Source organism: Actinomycetota bacterium (assembly GCA_040757835.1).
Lineage (GTDB): Bacteria > Actinomycetota > Geothermincolia > Geothermincolales > RBG-13-55-18 > SURF-21.
Genome location: JBFLWJ010000004.1, coordinates 90,126 through 104,053, shown reverse-complemented (window position 1 = coordinate 104,053; position 13,928 = coordinate 90,126). Strand labels below are relative to the sequence as shown.

Here is a 13,928-nt window from a genome sequence, read left to right as displayed (position 1 = left end):
GCCCTCCTTCGGGCTTCGATCTCGCCGTTTCCGGCCCCTAACCCATGTGCCTCTCTGCCAGTCTCACCGCCTCCGTGGGGTCCTTGCCGAAGGCGTCGGCGCCGCAGTATTCGAGCACCTTCTCGTTAACGGGTCCGCCGCCGATGATGATCTTGAGCTTGCCGCGCAGGCCCGCCTCGGCCAGGGCGTCCACGGTGTCCTTCATGGCGTCGAAGGCCAGGGTGAGCAGGCCGGATATGGCCACTAGGCCAGCCCCGGCCTGGGAGGCCTTCTCCACGAAGGCCTGGGGGGCCACGTCCACTCCCAGGTCGTATACCTGGTAGCCGCTGCAGCGCAGCATGGTGGCCACTATGTTCTTGCCGATATCGTGGATATCACCCTGGGCGGTGCCGATGACCACCGTCCCCCTGGTCGCCACGTTCTCGCCCTCGAGGCGGGGCTCGATGAGCGCGATGGCCTCCTTGAAGATCTCCGCCGCGAGGATGAGGTCCGGCAGGAAGTACTCCTTGGCCTCGTACTTGTCCCCCACCACGGACATCCCCTCGCGCAGGGCCTCCACCAGGGAGAGGGGGTCGGCTCCCTCGTCCAGCGCCTTGCGCACCTCCACCAGGGTGCCGTCCTCCTCCACCTCGGCTATGAGTGCCGCGATCCTCTCGTTCACCCCGATCACTCCTTTCCCGTGAAAGCCCTGGCGTATTTGACCGCGTCCGCGGCGTCGCGGCTCCAGGCGTCCGCGCCCGCGTACTCACATACCCGCTGCGAGACCGCCCCGCCGCCCAGCATGATCTTCACCTCGTCCCGCAGGCCCTCGCGCTCGAAGTCGAGCACGGTCTCGCGCAGGGACTCGTAGGCCACGGTGATAAGCGTGCTTATCCCCACTATCCTCGCGCCGCTCTCCACGGCCGCCTCCAGGAACCCGGCCGGCCTGACGTTGACGCCGAGGTCGATGACCTCGAAGCCGGAATAGCGCAGGAGCTGGCCGACGATGCCCTTGCCGATGTCGTGCACGTCGCCCAGGGGAGCCCCCAGGACCACCTTGCACAACGCCTCTTCCTCGCGGGGACGGAGGCAACCGGAGCGCTCCAGGAGATCCAGGACGCTGCTGAAGATGTCGTCCGAGATGATCAGGCCGGAGAGGAAGTACTCCCTGTTCTCGTAACGCTTCCCCACGATCTCGAAGCCCTTGCGGCACAGCTCGACGATGTGCAGCGGAGCGGTGCCCGCGGAGAGCATCCTCTCCACGCCGGCGATCACCCCCTCCTCGTCCAGGTCACCCATGGCTCTTACGAGTGTCTCGTCCTCATCCATGCGCATCACCTCATAACAACAGGCTTGAAGACTCGAAGCTGAACTTGTCCCCGCGAAATATCAGCCATCCCCAGATGACCCGCTTGTCATTGGCGGCGAAGATCACCTGTTCCATGCAGAAAGCCGGCGCTCCCTTCCTGCCGCCCAGCTGTTGGGCCTCGCGGGTCGAAAGGGTGGTGGCGGAGAGTTTTAGGTCGGCCCGCACCGGGGCCATCTCCGGGATGTCCGCGAAGAGGTCCGCGGTAGAGCCGTGGCCCAACTCGGACTCGAGCAGGGGCTGCGAACTGGAGAGCAGCAAGTATTTGCGGTCGAGCACCAGGGGTTCCCCCCCTCCCTCGAGCACCCTCTCCAGGTAGATGACCTTCTCGCCCTTCCTCACCCCCAACATGGCGGCGGGGACCTTGCCAGCCTGGACCACCCTCACCCCCAGGAGCCTGACGTCGCTTGAAAGCCCCTGCATCCTCATCTCGTTATGGAAGTCGGGGATGTGGAAGAGTCCGCCTTCCGTGCGCGGCCGGCTGACGAAGGTCCCCCTGCCTTTCTCCCTGCGCACCACGCCCTTCTCCGCCAGCAGGCCGATGGCCTTGCGGGCGGTCATGCGGCTCAGCCCGTACTCCTCGCTCAGCTCGTTCTCGCTGGGCACGCGGTCACCGGAGCGCAGGCTGCCGTCCATGATCTCCCGGTGCAGGATCTGGGCGAGCTGGAAGTAAGCGGGGGTGAAGGAATCCGTGTCTATTTCGAGCCGCTTGTTCAAGGGCGCTCCCGGGTCCTGTTGCATAAACGACCATACTTGTATATACAAGTATACAGAATGTTGGCAGGGGCGGCAAGGGGCCAGAACACAAAGGCCCTGAATGGCCCCAGAGGCCGGTTATAATGATCTCGTCTTTGTCTCATGGCTGGCAGAGAGAAGGAAACGGTGATGAAACTGATCATCATCTCCGGGTTTCTCGGCTCCGGAAAGACCACCCTCCTGCTGGGGCTGGTGCGCCTGCTCACGGCGGGCGGGGAACACAAGTTCGTCGTCCTCGAGAACGAGGTGGGCGAGATAAGCATAGACGGCGCCCTGCTCCAGGCTGAGGGCCTGCAGGTGAGGGAGCTCTTCTCCGGCTGCGTCTGCTGCCAGCTAGCGGGCGACCTGGTGGTCACCCTGCGGGAGATCGCCGCCGCCCTCGCGCCCGACGCGGTCATCCTGGAGGCATCGGGGCTGGCCAAGGTGGAGAGTATCCTCGAGACCCTGGACAGGTACTGCCGCGAGGTGGACGGCGTGCTGGTCATCACCCTGGCGGACCTCGAGCGCCACGAGCTCTACCTGGAGGAGCCCATGCCCTTCGTCATCAACCAGGTCAGCCGCGCCGACCTGGTGGTGCTCAACAAGACCGACAGCGGGGGCGAAGAACTGGTGCGTGCCCTGGAGGAGAGACTGGCGGAGCTGAACCCCCGGGCCGGACTGATCAAGGCCTCGGCGCTGCACGGCAGCAACCTCGAGCAGGTGGCCGAGAAGGTGGGGGTATGGATGCGCACGACTTCGTGACCGTCTCGGCGCGCAGGGAGGCATCCCCGGCATCTGTGCGTTCTCCCGAGGAGGCCCTGCGCGGCCTCCTGGGTTCCCTGGTCCAGGCGCTGCGGGAAGGTGGGTGCACCATGGTGGGCCACATCAAGGGCATGCTGGAGGACGGCGGGCCGTCGCCGCTCTTCTTCAGCGTCACCTCCCTCGAGGCGGAGCCGCAGATAAAAGGAGGGCCGCTGGCAGCACAGGCTGGTCTTACCTTGAGCATCACCGCGATCGTGGCGGGCATCGGTGAAGAAGAGGCCGCCAGGCTGCTCTCGGGGTCGCTGGGCGAGTATCTCCCGTGAACGCGGTGGATGTGCGCCATGGCAGGAGGCGTAAAGCCGGAAAGCCTTGCGCCGAGCCTTTGCGATCCGCTATCAATCAGCGGAATAGAAGCGGCCGTCCCCCAGGTCTTCGGGGTCGAAGGCTTCTTTGATCTTCTTCTGCCAGGAGGGATAGTCCCAGGTGGACGCCCCGAAGATACCGTCCCGGGCCCCGGCGTCCAGCATGAAGGCGCCCAGTCCGACGCCGTAGTGCTCGTCCCGCATGAGTTCGGCCGCCTCGATGCCGTACTCCGCCACCCCTCTCCGGTGGAGGGGGTCGCGGTGGTCGAAGAGGATCAACTCCTCCTGGTGGCCGTAGAGCCCGCTGCTCTCGTAGATGCCTCCCCAGGCGTTGTCCGCGAGGTCGTCATATAGCTTGCCTTGCTCGATGTAGGCGCGCTTCAGCTCGGCGCCGGCGCGGGACTGGTTGACGCAGTTGTCGAAGGCGGCGCAGGTCCCGAAGGAGGTGCCCATCATCCCCCCCATGCGGAAGGAGAGCGGCGGCAGGGCACCGCGAACCAGGCCCCACCACACCGCCCCTCCGAAGCCCGGCGCCAGGCTGAGGTCGATCAGCACGGCGCCGGTGGAGGCCGCTATGTTCTGCAGCACCTCGTCCTGGTAAGCAAGCTCCCCGGGGGAGTTCGCCGCGATCATGAACTGGAACATGTGCTCGGCCGCGCCGAGCGCGTTCCTCAGGTTGCGCGCGGACGCCAGTTTCTTCAGCAGCCTGGGCACGAATATGGAGAGGACGAGCCCGATGGAGTTCTTGCAGATCATGAAGCCTATCTCCGCGTCCGCGATGCCGTAGGCGAAGTCCGCGTACGCCTCGAAGGAGGGGAAGAGGCACATGTATATCCTGAAGTTGTCGGGGATGGCGGCCTCGAGGTCCGCCAGGGTGCCCCCTATCTCGGGCCGCGGCGGCCCGTTCCAAGGGTAGAGCTTGATGGCGCACTTGGTGAACACCCCCAGGGCGCCGCGGGCCCCGAAGAGTCCGCGCATGATCCCCCGCAGGGAGGGCCCCGGGCCGTCCCCGCAGAACCACCCCGTGCCGCTGCCGGGGCTCCCCAGTTTGAGCACCTCGCCGTCGGGGAGCACCCATTCCACCCCGAGCACGTTGCGGCAGTTGTAGCCGGTGGAGAGGCCCGTCCAGCCCGTGCCGTCCATGGAGGTACAGCTGGCCAGGGGCGAGGTGCCGCAGCCGGCGCCGATGATGTGCAGGTTGAGCCCCCTCTTGAGCGCCTCCGCCTGCACCTGGGCGCAGATGACGTACGGCTCCACCACCGCATAGGCGTTCTTCTCGTCGATCTCCAGGATGTGGTCCATGCGGCGCAGGTCGAGCTGGACGACGCCGTCCCCGCCCGGTCCCCCGTGCGCCCCCCAGCCCGTCGAAAAGGCCTTGATCCTGCACCCGTGGCGGCCACACGCCCGCACCGTTGCCTGCACCTCCTCGACGCTGGAGGGCAGGACCACGGCCACGGGCCGGTGGATCCAGGGGAGGGAATCGCCGATGTTGCCGAAGCTCTGGAACGCGTAGCCGTCGAGGACGCCCGGCTCGGTGGAGACGTTCTCCTCTCCCACCGCTTCCGCCAGGTCCTTGTAGAGGGCATCCCCCTGCATCCCCGCTACTCTCCTTGATCGTGCCCACCACGGCGTGGAGGCAGGCGATATCGGCCACGCTTTGATTATAACCGTTTTGATCGCTCTGCTGCCGGTGCGACACTTCCGCCCGGGCGGTTCGCTCAGATGGAGAACCTCAACCGCTTGAGCGACTTCGCCGCCGCTTCCCTTACGTCGGGATCGCCGTCCTCCGTGGCGCGGGAAAGGGGCTCTATGGCCGCCGCGTCTCCCAGTTTTCCCAGGGACCTCGCCGCTCCCTGTCGCACGTATTTCTCACCGTCGCCCAAGGCGGTGATGAGCGCTTCCACCGCCCGCTTGTCCCCGATGGACCCCAGGGCTTCCGCGGCCTTCCACCTGACATCGAGGGTGCTGTCGTGCAGCGCCCGGATGAGGGGTGCGACCGCCCTCGCGTCGCCTATCCTCCCCAGGGCTTCCGCGGCCCTCCAGCGGGCGCGCGGGCTGCCCGTCTCCAGGGTCCTCAGGAGGGCCAGTACCGCCGGCTCGCCGATGGTCTCCAGGGCCTCCAGGGCGCCCTGCCGCACGCGCAGCCTGTCATCGTCCAGCGACCTTATCAGGGCGTTGACGGCGGCTTCGTCCATCTGCACCAGCGTCCTCTGGGCGCGCTTGCGCACGCGTATGCCGGGGTCGTCCAGCACGTCGATGAGGTGCAGGGCGGACGGCTCCCCGATCTCGACGAGTGCCACCCTGGCGATCCAGCGCACGTTGCCGTCATCGTCCTTCATGCACTCGATCAGGGCGTCTATCGCCCTCGCGTCCTTCATCCTGCCCAGGACCCCCGCCGCCTCGGCCCGGGCGTACTTGTTCTTCTCCGTGTCCAGCGATCGCAGCAGCGGTTCCACCACGTCATCGCCGACGGCGAGCAGGGCGTCGGCCGCGTCCCATCTCACACGGTCATGTTCGTCCTGCAGGCATACTATCAGCAGTTCTATGGCCTCACTGCCCCCTATGTTCCGAAGGGTCCTCACGGCAACCTGCCTCGTTTCGGGATCGTCGCTTTCGAGCCTCTGTCTCAGTTCGGCCCATCCTTCTTCTCCGTGGTTCGCGGTCATCTTCATCACCTCCCGCTGTAATTATTCCCTTGTGTCTCCCGTTCAGGCGTGCACCGATAAAACAATGACACGTCCGCGATATGGCCGGTGGTAGCATCAGGGTTCGAGCCACAACGAAAACAGGCCAGGAAATAAGCTTCCTGACCTGCTGTTTCATGTGGCACGCCCGGAGGGAGTCGAACCCCCAACCTACAGATCCGTAGTCTGTCGCTCTATCCAATTGAGCTACGGGCGCGTGCAAATACCATTCTATCACAGCGCCTAGACGCGATTTCCTGGCGGAAGGGGAGGGATTCGAACCCTCGAGGCAAGTTTCCTCACCCACACGATTTCCAGTCGTGCTCCTTAGGCCAGACTCGGACACCCTTCCATATCTGAAACATACCGCCCCGCATGGGCGCCTAAACATTATAAATGGGCTTGCGGGCGCTTTCCAGCGACGTTCCGATCAGGACCCCTAATCCTGGGCGTCCTTCTCCCTCTCCGCGAGGATCAGCTCCGCCGCTTTGCGCGCCGCTTCGCCCACTACCTTCGAGCAGTGGTCCATCATGCCGTCCTTGAAGGCTTCCTGGAGTTGCTCGGGGTCGTACATGTTGTAGGTGCGCCCCATGAGCTTCTCCTGGATGTCAAAGCAGCGGCAGCTCCCGTAGCGCGCGGTGAAATCGTCGTGCAGCTCCTTGCACATGAGATAGGACCGCATGGGTTTTATCATGTCCTGGTGGTCCTTGCGCTCCCGCCCGTACAGGAGGCCGAAGACCATGCAGGCGCCGGTGAGGGCGCCGCAGGAACCGTCACCCGTGAGGCCGATGCCGTCCGCCAGCCCGCTGGCCGCGCGGAAAACCCCTTCGTTCTGGTCCTCGATTCCCAGGGCATCCAGCAGCCCCGCCACTACGGATTGCGCGCAGCCCGTGCACCTGCGCTCATAATCCTCGGCGAGCCGCGCCGCATCCTCCACCATGGCCTGGCCGTCTTTTTCCGCCATATCTCCCCCTTCCGTATGAATCCAGCGACACCGACCATTCTATATGCACTTTCATTAGTGGTCATCACGCCTCCAGGCTCACCCCCGCAGTTGTTAGCCCGCGAGAGGCGGTGATATAAAGGTTGATAAGCGGGTGGACAGGTGGTGAGGGGGCGTCGCCGGGCCGATTTCCGGGCGTGACCCCCTAAGGAGGGTGGTTTGGCGGTCATCGGGATAGACCTGGGCGGGACCAAGACGGCGGGGATGGTGCTCGAGGGCGAGGACGTCGTGGAGAGGATCCGCCTGGCGACGGACACGAGTTCCCAGGACAGCGTGATACGGGGGCTCCTCGAGATGTGCGGGCGGCTGCGGGAGAAGGCTTCTGCCGTGGGTATCACCGTTGAAGCTGTGGGCCTGGGCATCGCCGGGTTCGTGGATTTCGAGCGCGGCGTGGTCACCGAGGCCCCCAACCACCCCCTGCGCGACGCCCAGGTCAGGGACATCCTGGAAGAGAGCTTCGGCCTGCCCGTCTGCGTGGACAACGACGCCAACGCGGCCGCCCTGGCCGAAGCGCGCATGGGAGCCGGCCGCGGCGCGCGCTACCTGGTCCACCTCACCCTGGGGACGGGGATCGGGGGCGGCATCATCATCGACGGGCAGGTCTACCGCGGCGCCCTGGGAGCAGCCGCCGAGCTGGGACACATGATCGTCTGCGGTAACGGCCCGGCCTGCAACTGCGGCGCAAAGGGTTGCCTGGAGGCCATGGTCTCCGGGGTCGCCATCCACCGCCGCGTGGAGGAAATGGCCGCCGTCGGGCACGAGTCACCCTTGGTGAAGGATCTCCTCGCCGCTCCCGATGTCTTCAGCGCCGAGGACGTCTGCCGCCACGCCGACGCGGGCGAGGGGCTGGCGATAGAGATCCTCGAGCAGGCTGGGTGGTACCTTGGAATCGGCATCGCCTCGCTGGTGAACATCTTCAACCCCGACGCGGTGACCCTCAGCGGCGGCCTGCTGGGCTGCTTCCACCACATGGAGAAGGCCATGCGCACCTCTTTCGATGCCAACGCCATCGCCATCAGCCGCGACCACGCGCGCATCCTCGCCGGCACCCTGGGGGAGGACGGCGGTATGCTGGGCGCGGCCATCCTCGCCCGTGAGAACCTGGGGCGGAGCTGAGCCGCGGCGGGGACGGTCAATAGCCGTTGGCCTTGGCGGTGATCTCCTCGATATCGATGCGGATGACCTGGGTGAGAGAGAGGTTCTTCTCCCTGTAGAGATGCGGGCCTTCTTCTCCGTAATGCTCCATGATGGCGTCCAGACCGCGCCTTTTTTCATCATCGTCTTCGACCAGGAAGGCCTTCCCGAAGGCGATGACGCTGCGGTACCTCATATCGTAACCGCAGGAATGGCCGGCGGTCTCAAGTTCGTGGTCCACGTCGACCTCGAAACACACGTGGTTGTTCTCGCGCAGGATATCCAGCTTCCTTCCTTCGCGGGCCGCATGCAGGTAGACGCGTCCGTCCCGGTACCCGAAATTCATGGGCACGACATAAGGCTTGCCGCCGTCGCACATGGCGATGCGGCAGACGGACGCCCGGTTGATGACCTCCTCGATGACAGCGGGGTCCGTTATCTCCTTTTCTCTTTTGCGCATATCGCGTACCCCTTCCCTCAGACAGCCAACGACTCCTTGAAACGGCTCCTGCTTGCTCTCGTCAGTCCTTCCGGGTCCTCAGGGAGAGGACGGCCAGGGTCAGGAATATCGCCGCCATGGCCAGCAGGGCCACGATGTCTATCCAGATCTTCCCGATGCCGTAGCCCTTGAGCATGACCGCGCGCGAAGCGTCCACCGCGTAGGTGGGGGGGACCAGGTAGGACAGGGACCGCAGCCAGGCGGGGATGGCCTCGATGGGCCAGAAGATCCCCGAGAGCAGGAAAGCGGGCAGGACCACGAAGGGCAGCACCTGGATGGCCTGGGCCTCCCGCCTGGCCGTGCTCGAGAGCAGTATCCCCAGCGCCTGGGAGACCACGGCCAGAAGGGCGATGACCAGGAAGGCCAGGAAGACGTTGCCCACCACGGAGATGTCGAAGACCAGGATGCCGACGAGCAGCAGCAGCAGGGCCTGGCCCATGCCGATGAGGCTGAATGCGCCCGCGTAGCCCAGCACGATGTCACGCTCCTTCAGGGTGGTGGCCAGCATGCGCTGCAGGGTGCCGGAGGTCCTCTCCCCCACGAAGGTTACCAGGGTGAGCAGGGTGGTGATCATGTACACCGCGAAGGCCATGATGCCGGGCACGAAGAAGTCCATGAACTCGGCGCCCTCGCCGAACACCGCCACGGTGTCTACGGTGACCGGCATCTTCACCCCCAATTGCTCGACCGTCGCGGCCAGGGCGTCGGCCACCGCCTTGGTGACGGCGTTGGCCACGTTGATGTTGCTCTTATCCAGTTGCAGCTCGATGGTGGCGGACGCTTCCCCCGCCAGGCCGTTCATGCTGGAGACGGCGTCGGCGGTGAAGTCGGGCGGAAAGATGATGGCCGCGTATGCGTCGCCGTCCTCCACCATCGCCAGCGCCGCGTCGCGGTCGTCCAGGAATTCCAGTTTCATGACCTCGGTATCGAGGTTGGAGATGATCTTCTCGGACAGGGACACGGTGCCCGCGCCGCCCATGGCCGCGCCCTGGTCGAGGTCGACCACCACCACCTTGACGTTCTTCACTCCGCCTCCGAAGGCCAGGCCGAACACGAACATGACGAAGATGGGGGCGATGACGATGAGCGCGAGGGAGCGCCTGTCGTTCTTGAGGTCCCGGAAGACCCGCTTGGTGACGGTGAGGAAAGCCGGCTTTCTCATGGCTCCACCTCCCGCTTGCTTCCGGCGGTGAAACTCAGGAACGCGTCCTCGAGGTTGTGCGTGCCAGTCATCTCCAGGAGTTTTCCCGGTTCGCCCTCGGCTGCCAGGCGCCCGTTGTGCATGAACCCGATGCGGTCGCAGCGCCCCGCCTCGTCCATGTAGTGGGTGGTGATGACGATGGTCCTGCCCTCGCCCTTGATGTGGTTGAAGTATTCCCAGAAGGAGACGCGTAGCTCCGGGTCCACGCCCACGGTGGGCTCGTCCAGGAGGAGGAGCGGGGAATGGTGGATGAGGGCGCAGGCCAGGGAGACGCGGTGCTTCATGCCGCCGCTGAGGTTGCCCACCAGCTCGTTTCTCCATTCCGGCAGGCCGATGAACTCCAGCAGTTCCTTCTCTCTCTCCTCTATCTCCCGCCTGGAGAGCTTGAAGACCTCCCCGAAGAAGGCCATGTTCTGGTGGACGGTGAGCCCCAGGTAGAGGGCGGTCTCCTGGGGCATGTACCCTATCTCCGCGGCGGCGCGGTGGTCGGGCAGCCGCCTGCCGCCCACCTGTGCCTCCCCGCCGCTCATCCTCAGCAGCCCGCACAGTATCTTGATTGTGGTGGTCTTGCCGGCCCCGTTGGGGCCCAGCAGGCCGTAGATCTCGCCTCTCCTCACCCGCAGGTCAAGGCCGTCGACGGCGGTGAAGCTACCGTACCGCTTGACCAGGCCGCTGGCCTCCACCATGTAGCTGTTACCATTCCCTTCCATCTTCTCTCCTTGGCTCATGAGCCCGCGCCCGGCTGGGGAACCTCGAGTCCCACCGTCTCCTCCACCGCTTCAACTTCTTCCTCACCGAACGGCTGTATACCTCCCTGGTCGCCGCGGTGATAGAGGACCTCGGCCAGCAGCGCCATGGGGATGAGGACGGCCACCGTCAGTCCCAACCTCAACAGGGTGAACTTCCAGCCCATGAACTGCAGCTCCATGAGCTCCAGGGGCAGCTTGATGCAGGCCCAGGAGGAGAGGAAGAGCATGGCGTTGGCCACCCTGGCGCCTTTCTTGAGCAGCATGGCCGCCAGCGGGAAAGCCACGTAGAGCGGGCCGGTGGGCAGGGTGCCGAGGAGGATCGCGAGCAGCAGGCCGGAAGCCCCCGAGCCCTTGCCCAGGTACCTAACCACGACCTCTCTCTCCACCCAGACGCCGAAGATCCCCATGAGCACCATCACCGCGGGGAGGATAAAGACCATCTCCTTGAAGAACTCCCACGAGATGTCGAGGGCCTTCTCCCCTTTGTCGGGGAAGACCATGGCGAGGCCGAAGAGGACTATCGCGAAGACGACCATGGCGGTCTTGTCCCACTTGATCCTCTTGCGCAGGGGGAGTTTGGGCGCCGCCCCTTGCTCTTGCATCTCTTTCTTCATCTTCCGTCACCTCCACTCCAGCCCATCAGCCCAGTACCAGGCCTATGATCACCGCGATGAGCAGGGCCGCGGCGAAACTGAGGCCGTTACGCAGCAGGGCGAACCTGGTCCCGAGCTCCTTGATCTCCACGGGGAGGAAGACGAAGCCGATCATGGTCAGGGTGGTGATGAAGGCGGCCATGGCCATGATGCCGGCCCCCATGTCCAGGAGGGACTTGGCGAGGGGAAAGGCGATGATAGCCGGGATGAAGAGCACGGACCCGAGGACGGCGGCGATGAGTACCCCCAGTATTCCCTTGTCGCCCCCGATGCCGGCCGCGATCCACCTGGGCGGGATGAATCCCACGATGATCCCGATGATCGCGATGACCGCGAGCACGCTGGGTGCCATCCTCTTCGTGCCGTTCCACGCGATGAGCAGGGCGGTGCGTGTCTTCTCCCGGCTCTTGGCCAGGGATACCGCCAGGCAGACGGCAACAAAAGCATTGACGACGATGGCGGTGATGGACATCGGCGCTCACCTCTCCTTCTCACACAGCGCGATGAAGGAGTTGAGCATCTCGACCCTCTCCTTGAAGGCCGCCACCCATACCTCAAGCCTCGCCTCGCCCTGGGGGGTGAGGTAATAGACGCGCTTGGACGGCCCCGCCTCACCGTGTTCCCAAGCTGAACGCACCAGGCCTTCCTTCTCCAGGTCCCGCAGGGCGCGGTAGACGGCCGCGGAATCGGGGGTGGGTCCCGGGAAGGGGAGCCTGCCGATATCTTCGGTGAGCCGGTAACCGTAACCGGGGCTCTGCTTTATGAGGTAGAGCAGCCGGGGCTCGATGAACCTCTTCTGGGGTCCCTCACGCACGAAACGCTCGTGGTCGGCGAGGTCTGGCCCCCTGCTCTTAGCCGCTTTATTCCCTACCGTTCCTCTGGCCATCTCTCTCACCCCTGCTGTTCACATCTATATGTTTATATACATCTAACTGTAATATGCATATACTTGATTGTCAACCCCCGGGTCCCCGTTTGACCAGAGCGCGTGATGATGCCGGGGTCCAAGGTCTCGCGGGACTTCCCGCAAGGACGGCCCTTAACAGGAGACATGATCCGGCACATACCCCACCACGCTGCGGTTGACGGTTCTCATGAACATCCCCGCATGAGCCGTTCATGATTGGAGGTGAAGACGTATGAAGCCATTAAACGGTGGGCTATGATCACCTTGAAGATGGCCGGCAAGGAGTGATGCAAGATGGTTGCTTTACTGTCTTTATTGGCCGATTGTGCGGAAGGTGTTTCCCATTGGGGAACGGGAGGTTGGATCTGGATGGGACTGATGATGCTGGCCGGACTGGTGCTCGTTGTCGCAGTTGTCTACCTGCTCTTCCGGGGTTCTCAATTCTCCGGCGACGGAGCCGCCTATGCGGCCCCGGACCACAAGGAGTCGCCTCTGGAGATCGCCCAGCGCAGGTATGCGGCGGGCGAGATAGGCCAGGAGGAATTCGAGAGGATCAAGAAAGACCTCGGCGGCTGACGCTTGAGCGGCTGAGGTCACACCCATAACGCTTGGCGCCGGGCCCGAAGACGAACCCTGAGTCAGGTGACCAGACAGACGGGGTACGACAAAGGGCTCGACGCTCCCTTCCCCGGCATAGGCGGCCGAGGCCATATCCATAACGCCTGGCGTCGGGCCCGGATGATCGACCCCCTACGTTCGAGTGACCCGGACGCGCGGACACGACGGAGAGCCCGGTGACCCTTTCACACTCCAACTTCCCCGTATGCTCCCACATTCTGACCGAAGAGGCTCCCTGGTAGCGGAGACACGCTCCCGGAGTATAATAAACCTAGGGCTTTTCAAAGATCACCGAACGGCTGTTTCGCGCTTCCTGTGGGTATCCCGAGGGGAAGGGGTTGAACCTTATGCTCTCGTGCATGGCGCCTCTATCCCCCTTTTCATGTATGACCGTTCTTAAGCCGGCTGGAAGTCTCCTCGCTGCGTATTGCGCACCGTGCGGAGATGCCGATATGCCGTGACCCTGTAAAGGAGGCAGTCATGAAGACGACGTCGAGATGGTCCATTCTATTCCTCTTCTCCCTGGTCCTGTTCTTGTCCATGTTGCTCGGGGCACCCCAGTGCGCGGCCGGGGTGAGATGGACACCGGACGGGGTGGGCATCCGCACCGCTGCGGCAAACGGTGCCGGTTCACCCCAGATAGTTTCGGATGGGGCTGGCGGGGCCGTCATCACCTGGGAGGATGGACGCCGTGGGATCAATGACATCTACGCCCAGAGGGTGGACGCATCAGGTACCCCGCAGTGGACCGTGGACGGGGTGGGTATCCGCACCGCTGCGGCAAACACTGCCGGTTCACCCCAGTTAGTTCCGGACGGCTTCGGGGGAGCCATCGTCACCTGGCACGACTACCGCTCCGGAAGCAAGTACGACATCTACGCCCGGCGGGTGGACGCGTCCGGCACCTCGCTGTGGACCTCGGACGGAGTGGGGGTGCGCACCGCCGCGGCAAACAGCGCCGAGTTTCCCCGGATAACTCCGGACGGCTCCGGGGGGGCTATCATCACCTGGCAGGATTACCGCTCCGGGAAATGGGACATCTATGCCCAGCGGGTAAACGCGTCCGGCACCCCGCTATGGACCGCGGACGGGGTGGGCATCCGCACCGCAGCAGCAGGCAGCACTGATTACCCGCAGATAACCTCGGATGGCTCCGGGGGGGCTATCATCACCTGGCAGGATTACCGCTCCGGGAAATGGGACATCTATGCCCAGCGGGTAAACGCGTCCGGCACCCCACAGTGGACCGCGGACGGGGTGGGCATCCGCACCGCTT

The 13,928-nt window shown here is 64.6% G+C and carries 17 protein-coding genes and 2 tRNA genes; 5 read left to right on the top strand and 14 right to left on the bottom strand.

The annotated features are described in order from the left end of the window. Window positions 1-37 precede the first annotated feature (37 nt). From AB1384_05875 to AB1384_05865, 3 genes are read right to left on the bottom strand one after another with little or no spacing between them, the layout of a single operon-like run. Window positions 38-661 (bottom strand): cobalamin-dependent protein, encoded by a 624-nt coding sequence (locus AB1384_05875; GenBank protein MEW6553795.1) that lies wholly within the window; start codon window positions 659-661, stop codon window positions 38-40. Between the two features lie 5 nt (window positions 662-666). Next, the gene (locus tag AB1384_05870) at window positions 667-1,308 is read right to left on the bottom strand and encodes a cobalamin-dependent protein (protein ID MEW6553794.1); all 642 of its coding nucleotides are present in this window, start codon (window positions 1,306-1,308) and stop codon (window positions 667-669) included. Window positions 1,309-1,318: 10 nt separating this feature from the next. Further along, on the bottom strand, window positions 1,319-2,062 hold the full coding sequence (locus AB1384_05865) for a GntR family transcriptional regulator (GenBank protein MEW6553793.1): 744 nt from the start codon (window positions 2,060-2,062) through the stop codon (window positions 1,319-1,321). Window positions 2,063-2,230: 168 nt separating this feature from the next. Between AB1384_05865 and AB1384_05860 the strand changes: the two genes are divergently transcribed. Continuing rightward, window positions 2,231-2,842 carry a GTP-binding protein gene (locus AB1384_05860; protein ID MEW6553792.1) on the top strand — a complete coding sequence of 204 codons (612 nt, stop codon included), beginning with the start codon at window positions 2,231-2,233 and terminating at the stop codon, window positions 2,840-2,842. Beyond that, complete coding sequence (locus AB1384_05855; protein ID MEW6553791.1) at window positions 2,821-3,165, top strand: hypothetical protein; 345 nt, start codon at window positions 2,821-2,823, stop codon at window positions 3,163-3,165. The genes AB1384_05860 and AB1384_05855 overlap by 22 nt, the downstream gene beginning before the upstream one ends. Before the next feature lie 72 nt (window positions 3,166-3,237). Here AB1384_05855 and AB1384_05850 read toward each other — a convergent pair whose 3' ends face one another. From AB1384_05850 to AB1384_05830, 5 genes are all read right to left on the bottom strand, one after another. Continuing rightward, a complete protein-coding gene (locus AB1384_05850) occupies window positions 3,238-4,800 on the bottom strand; it encodes an FAD-binding oxidoreductase (protein MEW6553790.1) in 1,563 nt (520 codons plus the stop codon). A gap of 122 nt (window positions 4,801-4,922) precedes the next feature. Continuing rightward, window positions 4,923-5,870 carry a HEAT repeat domain-containing protein gene (locus tag AB1384_05845; protein ID MEW6553789.1) on the bottom strand — a complete coding sequence of 316 codons (948 nt, stop codon included), beginning with the start codon at window positions 5,868-5,870 and terminating at the stop codon, window positions 4,923-4,925. A gap of 158 nt (window positions 5,871-6,028) precedes the next feature. Next, a tRNA-Arg gene (locus AB1384_05840) sits at window positions 6,029-6,105 on the bottom strand. A 41-nt stretch (window positions 6,106-6,146) separates the two neighbouring features. Then, window positions 6,147-6,240 (bottom strand) — tRNA-Ser (locus tag AB1384_05835). 87 nt (window positions 6,241-6,327) lie between these two features. Continuing rightward, on the bottom strand, window positions 6,328-6,852 hold the full coding sequence (locus AB1384_05830) for a C-GCAxxG-C-C family protein (protein MEW6553788.1): 525 nt from the start codon (window positions 6,850-6,852) through the stop codon (window positions 6,328-6,330). A 198-nt stretch (window positions 6,853-7,050) separates the two neighbouring features. Between AB1384_05830 and AB1384_05825 the strand changes: the two genes are divergently transcribed. After that, window positions 7,051-8,007 (top strand): ROK family protein, encoded by a 957-nt coding sequence (locus tag AB1384_05825; GenBank protein MEW6553787.1) that lies wholly within the window; start codon window positions 7,051-7,053, stop codon window positions 8,005-8,007. Between the two features lie 16 nt (window positions 8,008-8,023). On the opposite strand, the gene AB1384_05820 is transcribed toward AB1384_05825, so the two are convergent. The 6 genes from AB1384_05820 to AB1384_05795 all read right to left on the bottom strand — a co-directional run bounded on the left by AB1384_05820 (window position 8,024) and on the right by AB1384_05795 (window position 12,013). Beyond that, the gene (locus AB1384_05820; protein MEW6553786.1) at window positions 8,024-8,485 is read right to left on the bottom strand and encodes a pyridoxamine 5'-phosphate oxidase family protein; all 462 of its coding nucleotides are present in this window, start codon (window positions 8,483-8,485) and stop codon (window positions 8,024-8,026) included. Window positions 8,486-8,546: 61 nt separating this feature from the next. Next, the gene (locus AB1384_05815) at window positions 8,547-9,686 is read right to left on the bottom strand and encodes an ABC transporter permease (GenBank protein ID MEW6553785.1); all 1,140 of its coding nucleotides are present in this window, start codon (window positions 9,684-9,686) and stop codon (window positions 8,547-8,549) included. Continuing rightward, the gene (locus AB1384_05810; GenBank protein ID MEW6553784.1) at window positions 9,683-10,435 is read right to left on the bottom strand and encodes an ABC transporter ATP-binding protein; all 753 of its coding nucleotides are present in this window, start codon (window positions 10,433-10,435) and stop codon (window positions 9,683-9,685) included. The genes AB1384_05815 and AB1384_05810 overlap by 4 nt, the downstream gene beginning before the upstream one ends. A gap of 14 nt (window positions 10,436-10,449) precedes the next feature. Then, entirely contained in the window at window positions 10,450-11,088 is a 639-nt protein-coding gene (locus tag AB1384_05805; protein ID MEW6553783.1) for a permease, read from the bottom strand. A gap of 25 nt (window positions 11,089-11,113) precedes the next feature. Further along, complete coding sequence (locus tag AB1384_05800) at window positions 11,114-11,599, bottom strand: permease (GenBank protein MEW6553782.1); 486 nt, start codon at window positions 11,597-11,599, stop codon at window positions 11,114-11,116. Window positions 11,600-11,605: 6 nt separating this feature from the next. After that, window positions 11,606-12,013, bottom strand: a complete 408-nt coding sequence (locus AB1384_05795) for a PadR family transcriptional regulator (protein MEW6553781.1) — start codon at window positions 12,011-12,013, stop codon at window positions 11,606-11,608. A gap of 390 nt (window positions 12,014-12,403) precedes the next feature. Here AB1384_05795 and AB1384_05790 point away from each other — a divergent pair, with 390 nt between their 5' ends. Together AB1384_05790 and AB1384_05785 are read left to right on the top strand one after the other, a co-directional pair. Then, complete coding sequence (locus AB1384_05790) at window positions 12,404-12,610, top strand: SHOCT domain-containing protein (protein MEW6553780.1); 207 nt, start codon at window positions 12,404-12,406, stop codon at window positions 12,608-12,610. Window positions 12,611-13,132: 522 nt separating this feature from the next. Further along, window positions 13,133-13,928: hypothetical protein (locus AB1384_05785; GenBank protein ID MEW6553779.1), on the top strand; the 796-nt coding region annotated here is incomplete at its 3' end.

Coding starts and splice junctions, on each gene's coding strand:
- AB1384_05855 (MEW6553791.1), top strand. CDS start 2,821: ATGGATGCGCACGACTTCGTGACCGTCTCGGCGCGCAGGGAGGCATCC.
- AB1384_05815 (MEW6553785.1), bottom strand. CDS start 9,686: ATGAGAAAGCCGGCTTTCCTCACCGTCACCAAGCGGGTCTTCCGGGAC.
- AB1384_05800 (MEW6553782.1), bottom strand. CDS start 11,599: ATGTCCATCACCGCCATCGTCGTCAATGCTTTTGTTGCCGTCTGCCTG.
- AB1384_05850 (MEW6553790.1), bottom strand. CDS start 4,800: ATGCAGGGGGATGCCCTCTACAAGGACCTGGCGGAAGCGGTGGGAGAG.
- AB1384_05790 (MEW6553780.1), top strand. CDS start 12,404: ATGGGACTGATGATGCTGGCCGGACTGGTGCTCGTTGTCGCAGTTGTC.
- AB1384_05830 (MEW6553788.1), bottom strand. CDS start 6,852: ATGGCGGAAAAAGACGGCCAGGCCATGGTGGAGGATGCGGCGCGGCTC.
- AB1384_05870 (MEW6553794.1), bottom strand. CDS start 1,308: ATGGATGAGGACGAGACACTCGTAAGAGCCATGGGTGACCTGGACGAG.
- AB1384_05805 (MEW6553783.1), bottom strand. CDS start 11,088: ATGAAGAAAGAGATGCAAGAGCAAGGGGCGGCGCCCAAACTCCCCCTG.
- AB1384_05845 (MEW6553789.1), bottom strand. CDS start 5,870: ATGACCGCGAACCACGGAGAAGAAGGATGGGCCGAACTGAGACAGAGG.
- AB1384_05860 (MEW6553792.1), top strand. CDS start 2,231: ATGAAACTGATCATCATCTCCGGGTTTCTCGGCTCCGGAAAGACCACC.
- AB1384_05820 (MEW6553786.1), bottom strand. CDS start 8,485: ATGCGCAAAAGAGAAAAGGAGATAACGGACCCCGCTGTCATCGAGGAG.
- AB1384_05810 (MEW6553784.1), bottom strand. CDS start 10,435: ATGGAAGGGAATGGTAACAGCTACATGGTGGAGGCCAGCGGCCTGGTC.
- AB1384_05795 (MEW6553781.1), bottom strand. CDS start 12,013: ATGGCCAGAGGAACGGTAGGGAATAAAGCGGCTAAGAGCAGGGGGCCA.